Source organism: Streptomyces sp. NTD91 (assembly GCF_059510455.1).
In genome coordinates, this window is the sequence record NZ_JCAJZW010000002.1 from 333,725 (window position 1) to 353,784 (window position 20,060).

Annotated in this window: 19 protein-coding genes and 1 pseudogene; 8 read left to right on the top strand and 12 right to left on the bottom strand. The window is 70.4% G+C overall.

Annotation, left to right across the window (positions count from 1 at the left end; translation table 11 throughout):
• Positions 1–3 precede the first annotated feature (3 nt).
• From rplB to rpsJ, 5 genes are read right to left on the bottom strand one after another with little or no spacing between them, the layout of a single operon-like run.
• A complete protein-coding gene (rplB, locus tag AC5WRT_RS04225) occupies positions 4–840 on the bottom strand; it encodes a 50S ribosomal protein L2 (protein WP_070026315.1) in 837 nt (278 codons plus the stop codon).
• A gap of 38 nt (positions 841–878) precedes the next feature.
• Positions 879–1,298 carry a 50S ribosomal protein L23 gene (gene rplW, locus AC5WRT_RS04230; RefSeq protein ID WP_189298177.1) on the bottom strand — a complete coding sequence of 140 codons (420 nt, stop codon included), beginning with the start codon at positions 1,296–1,298 and terminating at the stop codon, positions 879–881.
• Positions 1,298–1,951: a 50S ribosomal protein L4 gene (gene rplD, locus AC5WRT_RS04235; RefSeq protein WP_496093027.1), complete on the bottom strand. Its 654-nt coding sequence runs from the start codon at positions 1,949–1,951 to the stop codon at positions 1,298–1,300. Before rplD ends, rplW begins: the two co-directional genes overlap by 1 nt.
• A gap of 8 nt (positions 1,952–1,959) precedes the next feature.
• Positions 1,960–2,604 (bottom strand): 50S ribosomal protein L3, encoded by a 645-nt coding sequence (gene rplC, locus AC5WRT_RS04240; RefSeq protein WP_103781446.1) that lies wholly within the window; start codon positions 2,602–2,604, stop codon positions 1,960–1,962.
• 16 nt (positions 2,605–2,620) lie between these two features.
• Positions 2,621–2,929: a 30S ribosomal protein S10 gene (rpsJ, locus tag AC5WRT_RS04245; RefSeq protein ID WP_003948644.1), complete on the bottom strand. Its 309-nt coding sequence runs from the start codon at positions 2,927–2,929 to the stop codon at positions 2,621–2,623.
• A gap of 866 nt (positions 2,930–3,795) precedes the next feature.
• On the opposite strand from rpsJ, the gene AC5WRT_RS04250 reads away from it, so the two are divergent.
• The gene (locus AC5WRT_RS04250) at positions 3,796–4,731 is read left to right on the top strand and encodes a hypothetical protein (RefSeq protein ID WP_496093028.1); all 936 of its coding nucleotides are present in this window, start codon (positions 3,796–3,798) and stop codon (positions 4,729–4,731) included.
• 91 nt (positions 4,732–4,822) lie between these two features.
• On the opposite strand, the gene AC5WRT_RS04255 is transcribed toward AC5WRT_RS04250, so the two are convergent.
• A complete protein-coding gene (locus AC5WRT_RS04255; RefSeq protein ID WP_496093029.1) occupies positions 4,823–5,002 on the bottom strand; it encodes a DUF397 domain-containing protein in 180 nt (59 codons plus the stop codon).
• The gene (locus AC5WRT_RS04260) at positions 4,999–5,844 is read right to left on the bottom strand and encodes a helix-turn-helix domain-containing protein (RefSeq protein ID WP_496093030.1); all 846 of its coding nucleotides are present in this window, start codon (positions 5,842–5,844) and stop codon (positions 4,999–5,001) included. Before AC5WRT_RS04260 ends, AC5WRT_RS04255 begins: the two co-directional genes overlap by 4 nt.
• A 137-nt stretch (positions 5,845–5,981) precedes the next feature.
• Here AC5WRT_RS04260 and AC5WRT_RS04265 point away from each other — a divergent pair, with 137 nt between their 5' ends.
• Positions 5,982–6,455, top strand: a complete 474-nt coding sequence (locus tag AC5WRT_RS04265) for an ATP-binding protein (RefSeq protein WP_496093031.1) — start codon at positions 5,982–5,984, stop codon at positions 6,453–6,455.
• Between the two features lie 428 nt (positions 6,456–6,883).
• Here the strand turns inward: AC5WRT_RS04265 and AC5WRT_RS04270 are convergent.
• The 5 genes and pseudogenes from AC5WRT_RS04270 to rpsL form a co-directional block, all read right to left on the bottom strand.
• A pseudogene (locus AC5WRT_RS04270) lies at positions 6,884–7,439 on the bottom strand (glycosyl hydrolase 115 family protein); the annotation flags it as partial.
• A gap of 95 nt (positions 7,440–7,534) precedes the next feature.
• Entirely contained in the window at positions 7,535–8,728 is a 1,194-nt protein-coding gene (gene tuf, locus AC5WRT_RS04275; protein WP_496093032.1) for an elongation factor Tu, read from the bottom strand.
• Positions 8,729–8,886: 158 nt separating this feature from the next.
• A complete protein-coding gene (fusA, locus tag AC5WRT_RS04280) occupies positions 8,887–11,013 on the bottom strand; it encodes an elongation factor G (protein ID WP_496093033.1) in 2,127 nt (708 codons plus the stop codon).
• A gap of 39 nt (positions 11,014–11,052) precedes the next feature.
• Positions 11,053–11,523 (bottom strand): 30S ribosomal protein S7, encoded by a 471-nt coding sequence (rpsG, locus tag AC5WRT_RS04285; protein ID WP_003998848.1) that lies wholly within the window; start codon positions 11,521–11,523, stop codon positions 11,053–11,055.
• Between the two features lie 2 nt (positions 11,524–11,525).
• Positions 11,526–11,897, bottom strand: coding sequence for a 30S ribosomal protein S12 (rpsL, locus tag AC5WRT_RS04290; protein WP_003948652.1), 372 nt, complete (start codon positions 11,895–11,897; stop codon positions 11,526–11,528).
• A gap of 456 nt (positions 11,898–12,353) precedes the next feature.
• On the opposite strand from rpsL, the gene AC5WRT_RS04295 reads away from it, so the two are divergent.
• The 6 genes from AC5WRT_RS04295 (at position 12,354) to AC5WRT_RS04320 (ending at position 20,056) form a co-directional block, all read left to right on the top strand.
• The gene (locus AC5WRT_RS04295) at positions 12,354–13,079 is read left to right on the top strand and encodes a Crp/Fnr family transcriptional regulator (protein WP_496093034.1); all 726 of its coding nucleotides are present in this window, start codon (positions 12,354–12,356) and stop codon (positions 13,077–13,079) included.
• A gap of 240 nt (positions 13,080–13,319) precedes the next feature.
• Entirely contained in the window at positions 13,320–14,222 is a 903-nt protein-coding gene (locus tag AC5WRT_RS04300; RefSeq protein ID WP_496093035.1) for a hypothetical protein, read from the top strand.
• Entirely contained in the window at positions 14,219–16,420 is a 2,202-nt protein-coding gene (locus tag AC5WRT_RS04305) for a hypothetical protein (protein WP_496093036.1), read from the top strand. Before AC5WRT_RS04300 ends, AC5WRT_RS04305 begins: the two co-directional genes overlap by 4 nt.
• A 30-nt stretch (positions 16,421–16,450) precedes the next feature.
• Entirely contained in the window at positions 16,451–17,785 is a 1,335-nt protein-coding gene (locus AC5WRT_RS04310) for a PE-PGRS family protein (protein WP_496099930.1), read from the top strand.
• Positions 17,782–18,267, top strand: coding sequence for a Pycsar system effector family protein (locus tag AC5WRT_RS04315; protein WP_496093038.1), 486 nt, complete (start codon positions 17,782–17,784; stop codon positions 18,265–18,267). Before AC5WRT_RS04310 ends, AC5WRT_RS04315 begins: the two co-directional genes overlap by 4 nt.
• 874 nt (positions 18,268–19,141) lie before the next feature.
• Positions 19,142–20,056: a M48 family metalloprotease gene (locus AC5WRT_RS04320; protein ID WP_496099931.1), complete on the top strand. Its 915-nt coding sequence runs from the start codon at positions 19,142–19,144 to the stop codon at positions 20,054–20,056.
• Positions 20,057–20,060 lie beyond the last annotated feature (4 nt).

The window sequence follows — 20,060 nt, forward strand, 5'->3', positions numbered from 1 at the left end:
TCCTTAGCGCTTCTTGTTCGTCTTGCGGCGGCGGACGATGTACTTGTTCGACGCCTTCTTGGGCGAACGAGTACGGCCTTCCTTCTTGCCCCACGGGGACACGGGGTGGCGGCCACCGGAGGTCCGGCCCTCACCACCACCGTGCGGGTGGTCGACCGGGTTCATGACCACACCACGCACGGTCGGGCGAACGCCCAGCCAGCGCTTGCGACCGGCCTTGCCCCAGTTGATGTTGCTCTGCTCGGCGTTGCCGACCTCGCCGACGGTGGCGCGGCAGCGGACGTCGACCAGGCGGATCTCACCGGACGGCATGCGCAGGTGGGCCATGGAGCCCTCCTTCGCGAGCAGCTGCACGGAGGCACCGGCCGAGCGGGCGAACTTGGCGCCGCCGCCCGGACGCAGCTCGATGGCGTGCAGCGTCGTACCGACCGGGATGTTGCGCAGGGCGAGGTTGTTGCCCGGCTTGATGTCGGCCCCGGGACCGTTCTCGACGCGGTCGCCCTGGCTCAGGCCACGCGGCGCGAGGATGTAGCGCTTCTCGCCGTCCGCGTAGTGCAGGAGCGCGATGCGCGCGGTGCGGTTGGGGTCGTACTCGATGTGCGCGACCTTCGCCGGCACGCCGTCCTTGTCGTGACGACGGAAGTCGATCACTCGGTAGGCGCGCTTGTGTCCGCCACCCTGGTGGCGAACGGTCACACGACCGGCGTTGTTACGGCCGCCCTTGCTGTGCAGGGGACGGACCAGCGACTTCTCCGGCGTGGACCGCGTGACCTCGACGAAGTCGGCGACGCTGGCGCCACGACGGCCCGGCGTAGTCGGCTTGTACTTGCGGATTCCCATTTCTCAGTCCTCGTCCGATATCGGACGATCCGACCCGCTTACGCGGTCGGACCGCCGAAGATGTCGATACGGTCGCCCTCGGCGAGGGTCACGATCGCGCGCTTGGTCGCGGCACGCTGGCCGAAACCGGTGCGGGTCCGCTTGCGCTTGCCCTGGCGGTTGATCGTGTTGACCCCGGTGACCTTGACGTCGAAGACCGCCTGGACGGCCTGCTTGATCTGGGTCTTGTTGGCGTTCGGGTCGACGATGAACGTGTACTTGTTCTCGTCGAGGAGCGCGTAGCTCTTCTCGGAGACGACCGGCTTCAGCAGGACGTCACGGGGGTCCGTGTACGACTTGCTGAGCGGGGTCTCGACGGTGTTCTTGCCCTCGGCGGCGTGACGGCGCGCCTTGGCGACGCGCGCGGCCTTGGCGGCCTTGGCGGCCTTCGAGGCGATAGCGGGGTGACGGATGGCCATCAGACCTCGCTCCCTTCGGTGTCGTTGGCCTTCGGGCCGGCGACGAAGGACTCGAAAGCGGCCTTGGTGAAGACCACGTCGTCCGAGACGAGAACGTCGTACGTGTTCAGCTGGCCCGGCTCCAGGATGTGGACCTGGGGCAGGTTGCGGGCGGACAGCCACGCGGCCTCGTCGGAGCGCTCGACGACCAGGAGCAGGTTCTTGCGCTCCGAGATCTTGCCGAACAGGCTCTTGGCGGCCTTGGTGCTCGGGGTCTCGCCCTCGATCACGCCGGAGACGACGTGAATGCGGTTGTGACGCGCCCGGTCGGTGAGGGCACCGCGCAGGGCGGCGGCCTTCATCTTCTTCGGGGTGCGCTGCGAGTAGTCGCGCGGCACGGGACCGTGCACGACGCCACCACCGGCGAACTGCGGCGCGCGGGTCGAACCCTGGCGGGCGCGACCGGTGCCCTTCTGGCGGTACGGCTTCTTGCCACCACCACGGACTTCACCGCGGGTCTTGGTCTTGTGCGTGCCCTGGCGGGCAGCGGCCAGCTGCGCGACGACGACCTGGTGGATCAGCGGAACGCTGACCTTGGCGTCGAAGATCTCCGCGGGGAGCTCGACGGAACCGGCCTTGTCGCCCGCCGGCGAAAGGATGTCAACAGTGCTCATCGGTTACCTCAGGCCCCCTTGGCCGCGGTGCGGACCAGGACGAGGCCGCCGTTCGGACCGGGAACCGCGCCCTTGATGAGCAGCAGACCCTTCTCCGCGTCAACGGCGTGGACGGTCAGGTTCTGGGTGGTGACCCGCTCGTTGCCCATACGACCCGCCATGCGGAGGCCCTTGAACACACGGCCCGGGGTGGCGCAGCCACCGATGGAACCGGGCGAGCGGTGCTTGCGCTGGGTGCCGTGACCGGCGCCGAGGCCACCGAAGTTGTGGCGCTTCATGACACCGGCGAAGCCCTTGCCCTTGCTCTTGCCGGTGACGTCGACCTTCACGCCGGCCTCGAACACCTCGGCGGTGATCTCCTGGCCCAGCGTGTACTCGGAGGCGTCCGCGGTGCGGATCTCGACGAGGTGGCGACGGGGGGTGACGTCGGCCTTGGCGAAGTGGCCCTTGAGGGGCTTGTTCACCTTGCGCGGGTCGATCTCGCCGAAGGCGATCTGAACGGACTCGTAGCCGTCGACGTCGTTGGTACGAACCTGGGTCACGACGTTGGGGCCGGCCTTGACGACGGTGACCGGAACAACACGGTTGTTCTCGTCCCACACCTGCGTCATGCCGAGCTTCTCGCCCAGGATGCCCTTGATCTGCTTAGCCATTCTCAGCCCACCAGCCTCAGAGCTTGATCTCGATGTCGACACCGGCCGGCAGGTCGAGTCGCATCAGAGAGTCAACGGTCTTGGGGGTCGGGTCGAGGATGTCGATCAGGCGCTTGTGCGTGCGCATCTCGAAGTGCTCGCGCGAGTCCTTGTACTTGTGCGGCGACTTGATGACGCAGTACACGTTCTTCTCAGTGGGCAGCGGCACCGGGCCCGCGACCGACGCACCAGTGCGGGTCACCGTCTCGACGATCTTCTTCGCCGAGGAGTCGATGACCTCGTGGTCGTAGGCCTTGAGCCGGATGCGGATCTTCTGTCCCGCCATGGCTACTCAGTAGTCCTGTCTCTCTTACGCTCTGGAACCCGGCGGATTCCTTCTGCTGCCGTCGTTTCTCCGACCCACGCGGTCGGGCGTGTCGCGCTCCCGCTGACATGGATGTCCCTTGTTCGAACATCCCTGCGGGAATGCACACGACCCTTCCGGAACCGCGGACCGGGGACCTTCAGGCCCACCGGGTGCCTGGTCGGTGCCGCGCCCACGCTTCCCGGAAGATTCCCGTACGTCCGCCCCAGTGCTGCCCGAGGGCAGTTAGGACGACGAGTACTGTGGGACTCGCTTCCGGTCCTCCCGGCGGGAGGCGCGCAGCATCAACACTCGACCGAGCAACTCGGACAGTCTGCCATATCGGGCCGGGCAGATGCCAATCGAGCCGGAGAGAATACCCCTGGGACCGCGGAGGGCAAACCGGGGCGTGCCGTGCCGGGCTGCGCCGCGGACGATGCCGGGGCCGTGGTGCCCCGCTCCCCCGGCACGGACGAGGTTCGGATCCTGGATCAGGCGGTACGGAAGGTGATCGTCCACCTACCCGGCGGGTGGTGCCCCGGCCCGGGGCGAAGGCAGGCCCGGCACCCCGCCGCCGGGCCGGGTCGGCGTGGAGAACAGGAGCCGAGGACTCACCCGCAGCGGTCGGCCCGGATCAGGGTCCTGACCCCAACCCCGTTGGGGGGAAACGGGATTGTCAGTGGGGCGTGGCACGATCCTGGCCCATCAAGGTCGGTGACGAATACGGCGCGCATGTCGCTGTCCAGTAGGTGGCAAGGCCACATACTTCACGCCTGTCGCCGTCCGCATCACTCGTTCGCGCATCCCTGTGCGCGCTCATCCCTGGGGGGTACTGAATGTCACGTTCGATGGCTGCTCCGCTCCGCGCCCGCGGGTCCCGCTCCCGCCGAAGCCGCCGCACCACCGTCCTCGCGCTGACGCTGGCCTTCGCCGGTGCCACCACCGGCCTGCTGATGGCTCCCGCGGCGCAGGCCCAGACCGTCGCCGACGGATCACTCGCCTTCAGCGGCGACGCCGGTGACTACATCAGCGGTGGCCAGTCGTACTCCTACGCCACCGCGTCCGGGGACGGTCTCGACGTCTACGCCTCCACCGACGACAACCACATCGCCGTCAGCGTGAACGGTGCGAACGGTGACTGGTGGAGCCTGGACCTCGCCGCCCCCGCCGGCCAGGCACTCGCGCCCGGCGACTACACCGGCGCCACCCGCTATCCCTTCAACTCCGCGTCCCAGCCGGGCCTCTCCCTGGACGGAAACGGCCGCGGCTGCAACACCCTGACCGGCTCGTTCAGCATCTCCGACGTGACGTTCGGGCCCAACGGATACGTGGAGAAGCTGGACGCCACCTACGAGCAGCACTGCGAGGGAGGCACCGCCGCCCTGCGCGGCGAGGTGCACATCGCCGACCCGGCGCCTCCGGCCGCGCTCGACCTCGGCGTCTCCGTCAACCCGAAGGGCACGGCGAGCACCCTCGACGGCAAGGCCACCGTCGGCGGCACCGTCACCTGCAACCAGCCGGTCAAGGTGTCCGTCTCCGGCGACGTCACACAGGTCGCCAAGAAGATCCTGATCAAGGGCTCCTACAACACGTCGGTCGCCTGCATGCCGGGGACCCCGGCAGTCTGGACGGCCACCGCCGCCCCCACCGGCACGACCCCGTTCCAGAAGGGAGACGTGGAGGTCAACACCAGGGCCACCGCCACCGACCCGAACTACGGCCAGGCGGTGACGGCGAACCAGACTGCCGTGGTGTCCCTGTCCAAGGACAAGTCGCCGAGCTGATACACAACGCGGCCGGGGCGGCGGGTGACACCTGGGATGAGGGGCCGGTCAGGGCCGGCGTCCGCACCGGTGCCCCGCGGCCCCGCCGTGTTCAGAGCGCACCAACGAACTCCGACCAGGCCTCCGGCGCCAGCGCCAGCCGGGGGCCGTCGGTGTTCTTGGAGTCGCGGACGTGGACGGTGGTGGGGGTGGGGGCGACCTCCAGGCAGTCGTTGCCGTTGCTGCTGTCGCTGTAACTGCTCTTGTACCAGCGGAGTTCCTGGGTACTCATAGTTCTCCCAGCGCTTGCTCGATGAAGACCAGAGACTCCTCTGGCGCGAGTGCCTGAGCCCGGATGATGCCATAGCGCAGTTCGAGGAGGCGGAGCTGCCTGGGGTTCGAGACCGGACGGCCCGAGAAGTCGCCATCGGTACGACCCATCCCCGTGCCGTCTGCGAACTTCAGCACTTGGATGCGGCCACCCGTCCCGGGATGGTTCGCGCGGCCGGTGGGCATCACCTGAAGCTCCACGAACGGCAACTCGGCTACTTCCAGCATGTGTTCGAGCTGTCGGCGCAACACCATTGTGTCTCCGATCGGGCGGCGCAGCGTCACCTCTTCCTGGACGAAGCTGAACTCCGGTGCGGGCGAACACTCGAAGACGGACTTTCGAGCGACGCGAGCGGCCACCATGCGCTCCAGCTGATCCGGCGAGTAAGCCGGACGCCAGGTGCGAAGCAGCGCTCGTGCGTACTCCTCCGTCTGCAGCAAGCCATGGATGTTGTGGTTGCTGTACAGCAGCATCTCCACCGCCCGGCCCTCCAGCTCCGCCAGCTCCCGCACCTTCTTCGGATACCGGGCCTTCCGCATGTCCTCCATGAACGCCCGCAGATGCCCCTGCGCCCTCAGGGTCCGGTCCGCCCGGTCCAGCAGCTCGGGCCGGGGGATCCGCGCCCCGCGCTCGACCTTGCGGATCATGTCCTCGCCGTATCCGAGCGCCTCGGCCAGCTCGCAGACACTCATCCCGGCCGTCTCCCGGCACACCTTGAGCAGGCGCCCCACCGCCTGCACCACCGGCTCGATCTCGTCCCCCGGCTCGACGTCCCAGCCGGCCTCGTCCACACCGCCGCCCATGGCCCCTCCTCCGACGCGCACTCGTACCCGTACAACGCGCGAGACAGCCGAGACAGCCGGGACAGAGCCGGGACAGTCACCGTACGTGCAGGCGTTGTCACCCACTCAGGGAAGCACGCTCCGCCACGCTGAGTGACATGAATCAAGGAACCGCAGAAGCCGCCGAGTCCCCGGCCGAACCCTCCGGCCCCGTCCCGACCTTCACGGTGCTCCTGTCCCCCACGCGTCGCGGCGCCCGCCTGGCCCGTCTGCTGGCCACCGAGCAACTCCGATCCTGGGGACTGCCGTTGGACGCGGCGCAGCACGTCGTGGCGGAGCTGGCGGCCAACGCCGCCACCCACGGCCGGGTGCCGGGACGGAACTTCCGGCTCACGCTCCACGTCGTCGGCGAGATCCTCCGCATCGAGGTGACCGACACACGCGGTGACCGCCTGCCCAGGATCCGGCGGCCGGACGCCGCGGGCGGGTCGGGCCGGGGGCTGGTCCTCGTGGAAGCGTTGGCCGACCGCTGGGGCGTCTCGCCGGGCAGGCCGCCGTGCAAGACCGTGTGGGCGGAGATCACTGTCCCGGCGTCACGGCGTGCGGCTTTCCACGATCACGCGATGTACTAGGTAGGGCCTGTCCGACAATTCGCGTCGTTGCCCGAAGGGCGGCCGCGGGGCGTCAGGCGCGCGGCAGTCGCTACGGCCCGCGCGAGCCCATGAGCATCGACTTCAGCACCTGGTTCATCGACCTGCCGCCAGGGCGCGTCGCGCACCTGGGACACGCAGGTCGACTGGCTCTACCACGTGTCCGGCAAGGCCGTCACGGCCGGGGCCGCGCAGAAGGCGGCGGCTGCCCTCGCAGCCGCCGGCACCCCTTACGTGAACGCCCTCCCAGCACCCTGACCGGTCGGGCCCGCCGTCCCCGGCACGTCGATCCTCCGCACCGCCGGGAAGAGCACGTCGGGCAGGGCCACGTTGTCCTTCTCGGGCTCCTGCCAGGGCGCATTCGGGCCGTAGCGGTCCACGTCGCCGAAGTCGATGTGCGGCTGGGGCGCCTCGATGATCTGCCGCTGGTCGGCGATGATCTGCTGCATCAGCTCGATGCCGTCGCCGTCGGGCAGGCCGGTGTCGCCGTTGCCCCGCATACCGAGGGTCACGACCTCCTCGAAGCCCCTGGTCGACCGTGCGCTGGATTCCGTCGCGCCAGTAGGCGCGGATCGCCTCCGCGTTGCGGCGGTACGACCCTTCGCCCGTGCCTCCGTAGGGGTCGTGCCCGGCGGTCGCGTGGCGGTTCCACTCCTCGATGCCGCGCATCATCGGGGCCTCGTGCGAGGTGCCCATGACGACGCCGTACTCGGCGGCCCTCTTGTGGTTGTCCGGGTCGTCCTCGGCGAAGGCCCTGCCCCAGACGGCGGGCCACAGGTAGTTGCCCTTCAGGCGCAGCAGGACCTCGAACACCTTCGCGTAGAAGTCCGCGTTGAAGCCTCCGGGACAGCCCGGCGCCTTTCCGGGGCCGAAGTACGCCGGCGCCCAGGTGCCGAGCGCCGGGTTCTCGTCGTTGATGAAGAAGCCCCGGTACTTCACCGTCGGCGTGCCCTGCGTGTACCGGCCCCCGCGAGAAACCCCCGGAAAGGCGAGGAGGCCCGTACGACCGGAGTCGTACGGGCCTCCCCTGGGTCAGTCGACGACCCTCAAGCAAGCGGAACTTACTTCAGGATCTTGGTGACCTGGCCGGCGCCCACGGTGCGGCCACCCTCGCGGATGGCGAACTTCAGGCCCTCCTCCATGGCGATGGGCTGGATGAGCTCCACCTTCATCTCGGTGTTGTCACCCGGCATGACCATCTCGGTGCCCTCGGGGAGGGTCACCACGCCGGTCACGTCCGTCGTACGGAAGTAGAACTGCGGACGGTAGTTGTTGAAGAACGGCGTGTGGCGGCCACCCTCGTCCTTGGACAGGATGTAGGCCTGGGCCTCGAAGTCGGTGTGCGGCGTGACCGAACCCGGCTTGATGATGACCTGGCCGCGCTCGACGTCCTCGCGCTTGATACCGCGAAGCAGCAGACCGACGTTCTCACCGGCCTGACCCTCGTCCAGCAGCTTACGGAACATCTCGATGCCCGTAACCGTGGTCTTGGTCTTCTCTTCCTTGATGCCGATGATCTCGACTTCCTCGTTCACCTTGAGGACACCGCGCTCGATACGGCCGGTGACGACCGTACCGCGACCGGTGATGGTGAAGACGTCCTCGATCGGCATGAGGAACGGCTTGTCGACGTCGCGCTCCGGCTGCGGGATGGCCTCGTCGACAGCCTTCATCAGGTTGAGGACGGAGTCCACCCACTCCTTCTCGCCCTCGAGGGCCTTGAGAGCGGAGACCTTCACGACCGGGACGTCGTCGCCCGGGAACTCGTACTCGGTGAGGAGCTCACGGACCTCGAGCTCGACGAGCTCCAGGATCTCCTCGTCGTCCACCATGTCGGCCTTGTTCAGGGCGACGACGATGTACGGAACGCCGACCTGGCGGGCCAGGAGCACGTGCTCCTTGGTCTGCGGCATCGGGCCGTCCGTGGCGGCGACCACCAGGATCGCGCCGTCCATCTGGGCGGCACCGGTGATCATGTTCTTGATGTAGTCCGCGTGACCCGGGCAGTCGACGTGGGCGTAGTGACGGTCCTCGGTCTGGTACTCGACGTGCGCGATGGAGATGGTGATACCGCGCTGGCGCTCCTCGGGCGCCTTGTCGATGTTGTCGAACGGGGTGGCCTCGTTCAGGTCCGGGTACGCGTCGTGCAGCACCTTGGTAATGGCGGCCGTGAGGGTCGTCTTACCGTGGTCGATGTGACCGATGGTGCCGATGTTGACGTGCGGCTTAGTCCGCTCGAACTTCGCCTTCGCCACTGGGGTCCTCCTGTGGAGTGGTTCTGTACGCCTTACTTCATCGGCGCCAGGTGATCTTTGCTGTAAAGGCCCGGAACCCGGGGGCATTCCGTCCGCGATTGCGGTGGAATGCCCCGGGAGGCTCCGGAGTCAAGCCTACGGCGTGTGAACGCGGAGCGTTACTCGCCCTTGGCCTTCGCGATGATCTCCTCGGCGACGTTCCGCGGAACCTCGGCGTAGGAGTCGAACTGCATGGAGTAGCTGGCGCGGCCGGACGTCTTGCTGCGCAGGTCGCCGACGTAACCGAACATCTCCGAAAGGGGCACGAGACCCTTCACGACGCGGGCACCGGCCCGCTCCTCCATGGCCTGGATCTGGCCACGGCGGGAGTTGATGTCGCCGATGACCTCACCCATGTAGTCCTCGGGCGTGGTGACCTCGACGGCCATCATCGGCTCGAGCAGCACGGGGCTGGCCTTGCGCGCGGCCTCCTTGAAGGCCTGCGAACCGGCGATCTTGAACGCGAGCTCGGAGGAGTCCACCTCGTGGTAGGCACCGTCGAGCAGCGTGACGCGCACACCGGTCATCTCGTAGCCGGCGAGGACGCCGAACTGCATGGCCTCCTGCGCACCGGCGTCGACCGAAGGAATGTACTCCTTCGGCACGCGGCCACCGGTCACCTTGTTGACGAACTCGTACGAGGCGTCGCCGCCCTCGATCGGCTCGATCGCGATGATGACGCGGGCGAACTGGCCGGTACCACCCGTCTGCTTCTTGTGGGTGTACTCGACCTTCTCGACCGACTTGCGGATGGTCTCGCGGTACGCGACCTGCGGCTTGCCGACGTTGGCCTCGACCTTGAACTCACGGCGCATGCGGTCGACCAGCACCTCGAGGTGCAGCTCGCCCATGCCGCCGATGATGGTCTGGCCGGTCTCCTCGTCCGAGTGGACCTGGAAGGACGGGTCCTCCTCGGCCAGGCGCTGGATCGCGACGCCGAGCTTCTCCTGGTCGCCCTTCGACTTGGGCTCGATGGCGACCTGGATGACCGGCGCCGGGAAGTCCATGGACTCCAGGATGACCGGGTTCTTGTCGTCGGACAGCGTCTCACCGGTGGTGGTCTGCTTCAGGCCCATGACGGCGACGATGTCACCGGCGCCCACCGACTCGATCTCCTCACGCTTGTTGGCGTGCATGCGGTAGATCTTGCCGATGCGCTCCTTCTTGCCCTTGACGGAGTTCAGCACCGAAGAGCCGGACTCCAGGCGGCCCGAGTACACCCGGACGAAGGTGAGCTTGCCGAGGTGCGGGTCGCTCATGATCTTGAACGCCAGCGCCGACAGCGGCTCGTCGTCGGACGGCTTGCGCTTGACGACCGTCTCCGGGTCCTTGACGTCGTGGCCCTCGATGGCCTCGATGTCGACCGGGGACGGCAGGTAGCGCACGACCGCGTCGAGCAGGGGCTGGACGCCCTTGTTCTTGAACGCGGTGCCGCAGAACACCGGGGTCACGGTGGTGCCGGTGCCCTTGCCGGACGCGATGGTGATCCGGCGGATGGCGGCGTACAGCTGCTCCTCGGTGGGCTCCTCGCCCTCCAGGTACAGCTCCATGACCTCTTCGTCGTTCTCGGCGACGGCCTCGACCAGCTTGCCGCGCCACTCCTCGGCGGCCTCGGTGTGCGTGGCCGGGATGTCGACGACGTCGTACATCTCGCCCTTGGTCGCTTCCGCGGACCAGACCAGGGCCTTCATGCGGACCAGGTCCACAACGCCCTTGAAGTCGGCCTCGGCACCGATCGGCAGCTGCATGACCAGCGGCTGCGCGCCCAGGCGGTCGGAGATCATGTCGACGCAGCGGTGGAACTCCGCACCGGTGCGGTCGAGCTTGTTGACGAAGCAGATACGCGGAACGCCGTAGCGGTCCGCCTGACGCCACACGGTCTCGGACTGCGGCTCAACGCCGGCGACGCCGTCGAACACCGTCACGGCACCGTCGAGCACACGCAGGGAGCGCTCCACCTCGACGGTGAAGTCGACGTGACCCGGGGTGTCGATGATGTTGATGGTGTGGTCGACGTTCTCCAGCGGCCAGTGACAGGTGGTGGCAGCAGAGGTGATCGTGATGCCACGCTCCTGCTCCTGCTCCATCCAGTCCATGGTGGCAGCGCCGTCGTGGACCTCACCGATCTTGTAGGAAACGCCGGTGTAGAACAGGATCCGCTCGGTGGTGGTCGTCTTGCCCGCGTCGATGTGGGCCATGATGCCGATGTTGCGCACCCTGGCCAGGTCAAGCGAAGTGGTAGCCATAAGGCTTTCGTCTTCTCTCGGTTCTCGATGGGGTAGCGACTACCAGCGGTAGTGCGCGAAGGCCTTGTTGGACTCGGCCATCTTGTGCGTGTCCTCGCGCTTCTTCACAGCGGCACCCAGGCCGTTGCTGGCGTCGAGGAGCTCGTTGAGCAGACGCTCGGTCATGGTCTTCTCGCGACGGGCGCGGGAGTAACCGACCAGCCAGCGCAGCGCCAGGGTGTTGGCTCGGCCGGGCTTGACCTCGACCGGAACCTGGTAGGTGGCGCCACCGACACGGCGGGACTTGACCTCGAGGGTCGGCTTGATGTTCTCGAGAGCGCGCTTGAGCGTGATGACCGGGTCGTTGCCGGTCTTCTCGCGCAGGCCCTCCATGGCGCCGTAGACGATGCGCTCGGCGGTGGAGCGCTTGCCGTTCAGCAGCACCTTGTTGATCAGGGAGGTCACCAGAGGAGAGCCGTAGACCGGGTCGATGATGACCGGGCGCTTCGGGGCGGGGCCCTTACGAGGCATTCTTACTTCTCCTTCTTGGCGCCGTAACGGCTGCGAGCCTGCTTGCGGTTCTTGACACCCTGGGTGTCCAGGGAACCGCGGATGATCTTGTAGCGAACACCCGGCAGGTCCTTCACACGGCCGCCGCGCACGAGCACGATGGAGTGCTCCTGCAGGTTGTGTCCCTCACCCGGAATGTAAGCGGTGACCTCGATTCCGCTGGTCAGACGCACACGCGCGACCTTGCGGAGGGCCGAGTTCGGCTTCTTCGGGGTGGTCGTGAACACACGCGTGCAGACGCCACGACGCTGAGGGGAACCCTCGAGTGCGGGCGTCTTGTTCTTCTCGACCTTGTCCTGCCGGCCCTTGCGGACCAGCTGCTGGATCGTAGGCACTACTTCTCCGGTTTCTGTGTGCCGATGGGTACAGCTAACCTGGAACTTCGCCGACCCACGCGGTCGGGTGTGTCGAATCCGGCGGACTCCCGCCGCAAGGCGAAAAGAGCACAGATTACGGTGGCCGCTCTTGGCTCGCCGTGCGGTCTGAAGGCACGCACGAGAGCCAGGGCACACCCCAGGCACAAGGTCTGAGCGTACCTACCTCACGGACTTCGGTCAAAACAAATGGAGCGGGCACCGACACGCCGGACTTCCCACCTCGTCGGCCAGGTTTCGTCCCAGTTGTCCGGTACCCGCCGCAGAGCCGCCACGGCACGGTGTCACACCTGGTCGGAAGGCCGGAGAGCGCCTCTCGGCCGTACGTGGCCGGTTTCCGCTCTTGCCGAGGATATGCCCGGTGCGCGTTCAGTACGTTGATCCGTCCGCTGCGGGTGAACAATTCGGGGGACCGGCATGACGAGCACGTGGACGACCGCGTCGGCACGGGACGACGGCGGCCTGGACGACCGGGTGCCCTTTCTGGCCCGGCTGGAGGCCGAGGACCGGGAGGCGCTGCTGGGGCTCGGCCGGGAGCTGGGCTTCACCGCCCGCACGGTGCTGATCCACCAGCACGAGCCGTCCGCCCACGTGCTCTTTCTCGTCCAGGGCTGGACCAAGGTGACCGCGGCGGCGGCCAACGGGTACGAGGCGCTGCTCGCGCTGCGCGGCCCCGGTGACATCGTCGGCGAGTCGGCTGCGCTGACCGGGCGGACCCGTTCGGCCACCGTGATGGCGCTGGAGCGGGTGCGGGCCGTGGCCGTGCAGCGCGAGCGGTTCACGGAGTTCCTCACGAAGTCCCCCGCCGTCTCCTTCGCCCTGCTCGGTCTCGCCTCGGACCGCACGCGCGCCGCCGACCGGCGCCGCCTGGAGTTCGCCTCCATGACCGTCAAGGAGCGCTTCGCGACCCTCCTGCTCGACCTCGCCCGCACCCACGGCCGCCGGACCGACACCGGCGTCGAACTCTCCGTGCCGCTGAGCAAACAGGAGCTGGCCGGCTCGGTCGGTGCCTCCCGCGAGGCGGTGCAGCGGCTGCTGAAGGACCTGCGCGAGCGCGACGTGGTCCGCACCGGCCGCCGGGCTCTGGTGATCGTCCGGCCCGACGTGCTGCGCCGGATCGTGCGGGCCGAAGCGACGGAGTGAGCGACGGGGGCCGAGCGGCGGCGTGAGCGAGCCGCGCGGGGTGCACTTCACCGGCCGACACGCCTTCTGAGCACGGCGCGCCGTTCTCCGCACGACGCGCCGCTCCGGGCACGATGCTCCCTTCTGTGCACACGGTCACAGTCCGAGTGGGTCATCCGTCCTCACGCCCCGGCAGCCCCTCCCGCCACCCTGCTGACGGCGGCGCGGCCCGACCACCACGGCGACGACCGAGAGGCGAGCATGAAAGACCCCGTGAGCCGGACGATGCTCCTGCTCGACATCGAGAAGTACAGCGACCGGGACGACGTGGAGCAGGCGTATCTGCGCCGCGTTCTCTACGACATCGCCGACCGGGCCCTGGAAGCCGCAGGCATCGACGAGACACAGCGGCAACGGGCCGACCGCGGCGACTCCGTCATGGAACTGATCGACGCGGGTGCGTCCGTCCCGGCGCTGCTGCGGACCCTGCTCACCGAGGTCCCCGCCCAGCTGCACGGTTACAACCGGCTGGCGTCGAGCTCGGCCCAGATAAGGCTGCGCGGCGTGGTCGCCACCGGCTTCGTGGCCGTGGACGAGCACGGGGGCTGGGTCGGCTCCGACCTGAACCACGCCTGCCGGCTGCTGGACGCCCCGCTCCTGCGCGCCGCCCTGCGGGAGCGGGCGGACGGCTTCGCGCTGTGCGTGTCGGAGGCCGTGCACGCGGGGATCGTGCGCCACGACCACCACGGCGTCCGGGCCGCCGACTTCCACCAGGTGACCTTGACCAGCAAGAACGGGCCGTTGCGCGCCTGGCTCCACGGGCCGGTGCCGCGCGGCACCACGGACCACTGTGGAACGGGGGCGGGGGGAACCCCGGTGCCGGGCACGTCGGAGGACGTCCCGGCACCGGGGTCGCCGGCGCGGAAGGCACCGGCGGCGCCACCGGCGGCACCCGCCCGGGCTCAGGGGCCGTCCGAGCCCGAGGAGCCCGCACCCGGAACACCGGCCGCGCGGCCTCCGGGCGCCGGCGGGGCCGTGTTCAACTTCGGCAGCGGCTCGCCCCGCTTCGGGGGCAGCCTCGTGGGCGGCGACCAGCACGGAGTCTCCGGTGGGCACGTCACCGGCGGCGTGCACCTCGGGGGTACGGCGGGTGAGGAGTCGTGACGGCCTCCCCGGCAGCGGCGGCCGCCGCCGACGGCGGTGCGCCCGGCACCGCTCCCCCCGAGCAGTCCCCGCCCAGACAGTCGCCGCCCGGCCCGGCGGCGCAGCGACCGCCGGTGTCCGAGGCGAACCCGCAGGCCTTTGCCGAGCTGGAACCCGAGGCGGAGGGCGCCCAGGAGGCACGGGCCGCCCAGCGGGAGCTGTTCGCGCACACCCCGGGCTTCATCCTCGGCGACGACGCCCGCTTCGGGGGCAGCCTGGTCGGCGGCGCCCAGCACGGCGTGTCCGGCGGCCGGGTCGACGGCGACGTCTATCTGGGCGGCCGTACCGAGATCCACCACCACGGCGCCGCCGGGGCCGCGCCCGACGCCTCCGGCGAGATCCCGCGGGAACGGATCGAGGAACTGGCGGCCGTCTTCGCCGAGGGCCCCGCCTTCGCGTCCGCGCTGGAACGGTTGCGGGAGGAGCGGGTGCTGGTCCTCTCCGGCGCCCACGCCAGCGGCCGTCACGCCGCCGCGCTGATGCTGGCGCACCGCCTCGGCGTCGCCGCCGTGCACGCGCTGAGCCCCGAGACCGCGCCCGCCGCCCTGAGCGGAGCACTCACCCAGCCCGGCGGCTACGTCCTGCGCGACCTTCCCCTCAGCCGCAACCGGCCGCTGCGCGACACCCATCTGTTCGCGGCCCGGGACCAGCTCGTCAAGACCGGCGGCTGTCTCGTCGTCACCGTCGAGAACTCTCCCCACCTGCCCGGGGTCACCCCCTGCCCATGGGAGCCACCGCCCGCCGAGGACGTCGTACGGGCCCTGCTCCACCGGCGCAGGCCCGGTGAGGCCGACGCCCTGCTCTCGCTGCCGCCGGCGGCCGCCTTCCTCGCCGACGCCGACCGCACTCCGGCCGAGGCCGCCGCGTTCGCCGAGGTGCTGGCGGCGTACGACGACAGCCCGGAAGCCCTGGCGCGGCTCGCGGACTTCGGCCAGGCCGCCGTCGAGGAGCAGTGCCGGAACTGGCTCGGCGATCCGGAACTGGGGCTGCGCGAGAAGGCGTTCCTCATCGCCCTGGCCGTCTTCGACCAGGCGCCCTACGTTCTGGCCGCCGAGCTCGCCGACAAGCTGTTCGTGCACTTCGAGCGGCTGCAGCGTCCCGAGCGGCAGCCCACCGTCCCGGTGTTCGGGCCCGCCGCCGAGGACCGGCTCACGCTCGCGCGGGCCGACGGCGAGGTACGGCAGGAACAGACCGAGTGGGGCCCGGTGCCGCAGTTCATGGCCGCCTTCCGCGACGAACGCACCGCTCAGGTCCTGCTCACCGAGGTGTGGACCAGCCATCCCTCGGCCCGCCCGGCCCTCGTCGAGTGGCTGCGGCAGCTCGCCCGCGACGGCCGCCCCGTGGTCCGCACCCGCGCCGCCGCGGCCGCGGCCCTGCTCGCCGCCGCCGACCTGCCCTCGGCGATCGCGCTGCTCGTCGACGGCTGGGCGACCGCACGTGCCCTCGGCCCGCGCGTCACCGCCGCCAACACACTGACGCTGGCCCAGCTCCTCGACGCGCCGGTCGTCCTGCGGCTGCTCACCCAGTGGTGCAACGACGGTCAGTGGGGGCGGCGGTGGACCGCCATACGCGCCCTCGGCCTGCTCGCCCCGCTCCGCCCCGACCTGGCCGGTCCGGCCCTGGACGCGCTGGCCTCCCGGGCCAGGGTCGACGCGAGCAGCCAGGCCGAGCAGGACAACCTCACCGAGTCCGCCGCCCTGCTGCTCTCCGCCGGCCAGCGCCGCGGGGAGGTGCTCGCGGAGTTCGTGCGGTTGCTGTACCGGGACACGCCCGCGGTCCGCGACCTCGCCCTGGCCGCCTTCGTCCGCGCCTGCGACAACGCCGAGGAAGGCGCACTCGTCGGCTGGTACGCCGAAGTCGGCATGTACCGGCCGGACGCGGCCCGGGACCTGGCCACCCTGTGGCGCACCGCGCTGGGTGATCTCGTCCACACCCGGCCGGCCCTGAACGCCCTGCAGACCTGGGTGCATGTCGCCGCCCGCCGCGCGGACGCCGCCATGGCCCTGGAACTGCTGCTGCCCGCGCTGATCGTCACCGCGGACGACCGCAAGCGCCTCGACCACGAACTGCGCACGATGCGCGCGGAGGACGGCGGCGCACGCCCGCCGATGGCGGAGCGCCTGCGCGCGGTGCTGCGTCCGGCACCGACCACGCACTGAAAGACCCTTGTGAAACAGAGGAGTTGATCCATGGCGGACTTCCGCCGCCCACCGGAGTGGTCGCAGAACGCCGACCGGCACACCGCGCTGGTCGACCCGGTGCTGACCGTGCGTCCGATCTCGCGGTTCGACTACGCCGTACGCCGCCAGGTCGGCGCGATCGACCACGCCCTCGTCTTCGTCACCGCGAGCGGCTCGTACGACGTCTACATGCCCCCGCACCGCCCGAGCCGCGCGGAGGCCGCGACCCGTCGCTACACCTCCGTCTACGAGGTGGACATGGGCAGCCACCCGGTCCAGCTGGAGCTGGAACTGCCCAGTGACGACGACGCGTTCTCCTTCGGCGTGACCGCCGACCTCACCTGGCGGGTGGCGGATCCGAAAGCCTTCGTGGCGAGCGGCGAGCGGGACGTGCCGACCCGGCTCACCCGGGAGCTGCAGCAGGTGGCCCGTCCGGTCACCCGGCGCTTCCCCATCGAGGACAGCCCGGCCGCCGAACGGGCCGTGCAGCAGGCGGTCGAGGACGAGGGCACCTTCGCCGCGGGCACCGGCCTCCACGTGACCTGCGTGGTGCGGCTGCGCCTGGACGACGACGCGATCGCCCACCGCCGGCGCAAGCGCACCCTGGCCTACGAGTCGGAGATGCTCGACCCCGAGCACGCGTACCAGATGCGCCGGGCGCAGCTCGAACACGAACTGCAGGTGCTGCAGGAGCGGCAGTCCCAGGAACTGGTCGCGCAGAAGATCGCCTTCTACCAGTACTGGCTCCAGCACGGCGGTGTCGCCGCCTGGGCTCTGCATCTCGCGGCACATCCCGGGGACACCCGGATGGTCATCGGCACCCTGCAGAAGGACCAGCTCGGCGCCATCCGCAAGGAACTCGAACTGATCGCCGGGGACACGATGGAGGACTTCCAGAAGGCGGAGTCGGCCCGGTCGGTCCTGGCCTGCGTCGACGACCTCATGCGCGAGCAGGCGGCGCCGCCCCAGGCCCTGCCGCCGGGCGTGGTCCCGTCCCAGCCGTACGCCCCACCGCCGTCCTTCACGCCTCCCCTGCCGCCCGCCGGGCCACCGACGCCGTACGCAGCCCCCGGCACCGGCCCGGCGCCGTACGACCGGCCGCCGCAGGCACAAACGCCCTACGGGCAGCCGGCGCCCGGTCAGCAGCAGTACGGGCAGGTGACCCACGACCAGGTACCCGACGCCTCCACGGGCTCCCCGACGCCTCCCCCGCCCTCCGTGCCACCGGCGCCGCCCGCACCGGGCGTGCCTCCCCTGACGCTCGTCTCCGACGGGCCCGCACCGGCCGTGCCGCCCGCGCCCGGCACGCCACAGGGGGAGTCCCGCGAGGCGGGGTCCGCATGACTCACACGGCGGAACGGCTGCTCGCCGAACTGCGCGACGAGATCGCCCGTGCCGACACCAAGGCCTCCGTGCTGGTGGCGGCGCTGGGCATGACGGCCGGCGTGTTCACCGGGCTGGTCGCAGGAAAGAACTGGTCGCCGGGCCGGCTCTCCGCTCCCGGAACCGGCCTGTGGTGGGCGGGGGCGGTGGCGATGGCCCTGTCGCTGGTCGCGCTGCTGCTGGCGGTCCTGCCCCGCTTCCGCGCCGGGTCCTGGGCCGAAGGACGCCCCCTGTGCTACTTCGGCGACATCCAGCAGGCGGTACGGCAGGGCCGGCTGGCGGAGGCGCTCGAGGACACCGACCGGGACCCGACCACCGCCGTGCTGGCCGCTCTCGCCGAGAAGAGCCGGATCGCCGCGTCCAAGCACCGGTGGATCCGTGCCGGCCTGATCACCTTCTGCGTCGGCGCCCTGCTGCTGCCCTCCGCCGCACTCATCGGCTGATGTCCCCGCACTTGCACAAAGGAGCCCGCTCATGTCCCAGCCGCCGGACCCGTCCCTGCCGCCCGGCTACCCGGAGCCGCCGGGCCCCGAAGCCCCGACTCCGCCCGCCTACCCGGCCGCACCGTTCACCGCTGCCCCGCACCACCCGGGCGAGCCCGCGCCGCCCACCACCACCCCGCCCCGCCCGGCCGCACCCTCCACCGCCCCGCCCTACCCAGCCGCATCGTTCACCGCTGCCCCGCCCCACCCGGCCGCATCCACCACCGCCCCGCCCTACCCAGCCGCACCGTCCACCACCACCCCGCCACACCCGGCCGCACCCTCCACCGCCCCGCCCTACCCAGCCGCACCCTCCACCGCCCCGCCCTACCCAGCCGCATCGTTCACCGCTGCCCCGCCACACCCGGCCGGACCCGCGGGCCTGCCCGCGCTCCCTGCTCATCCGGCATCAGCACCTCCGCGGTCGGGTCAGCCGCCGGCCTACCCGACCGCGGCACCGGGGCCTGCCGGCCCACCGACGTCCCCCGAGGCCACGGTTCAGGCGCCGCCCGCCCATCTCGCTCCGCCCGCCGGTCCGCCGCCGTACCCGGGTGAGCCACCACACACGGGCCGCGCGCCCTACCCCACCGCCGCGCCGCAGCACCCGTACACCGCTCCGGGCCGGCCCGCCGTCCCCCCGGTCCACCCGGCTTCGGCACCCCCGCACCAGGACCCGCCCCCGCAGTACCCCGCTCCCGGCTACCCTCCGCCCCCGCAGACCGCCGCGGCGCCGGCCGGGGCACCGTACGCGCCGGACGCACCCGCGTCCGCTCCCGCACCGGAACCCCCCGCTCCCGACGACCTCGAGTACCGCCACCGCGGCGCCCGCGTACACGTGGCCGAGCATCAACGCGGGGCGGACGCCACGGCGATCGGGCGGCTGGCGGTGCAGCTGCCGGGGGCCCTGGTGAGCCTCGCTCTGGTCAGCTCCATAGCCCTCGGCCTGTTCGGGAGCGTTCTCGGGACGCTGGTGATCCTGGCCTGGGTCGCCTCCGGCCTGCTCGTCTTCCATCGGCCGACCGAGCTGGCCTTCGCCCGACACGTGCTCAAGCTCCGCCGGCCCACTCAGGAGGAGCGGGCCCGCCTGGAGCCGATCTGGCACGAGGTGACCGCCCGAGCGGGCATCGAACCGGGCACGTACGAACTGATGGTGGAGAACAGCGACGAGCTGAACGCGGTCGCGGTGGCCGGTCACGTCGTCGGCGTCACCGCCTGCTCCCTCAACCGGATCCCGAGCAGCAACCTGGCCGCCGTGCTCGCGCACGAGCTGGGCCACCACACCGGCGGCCATGCCTGGGCCGGTCTGCTCGGCTACTGGTACTCGCTGCCCGGCCGGATCGCCTGGGCGGTGACCCGGGGGCTGGCACGGTTCGCGATTGCGGTCGCCAGCCTCTTCTCCATGGCGGCGACCGGATTCCTGATCCTCTTCCTGGCGCTGGTGGCGTTCGCCGCGTTCGTCACCGCCTGGTACATCGCGATCCCGCTGGTGCTCGCTCCGTACCTGCTGGCCTACGCGGGCCGGCGCGGCGAGCTGCGCGCCGACCAGCAGGCGGCCGAGCTGGGCTTCGCCCGCCAGCTGGCCGAGGTCCTGTACCACTTCCAGACCGAGGAGACCGCGGCCAGGGCGGCGCTGGCCGCGCAGGGCCGGCGGCTCAAGGAACCCGGCACCCTGGACCGGCTGCTGTCGTCCCATCCCGACCACCACACCCGGCTGACCGCCCTGCAGCCCTACCTGGGGCTGCCTCGCTGAAGCC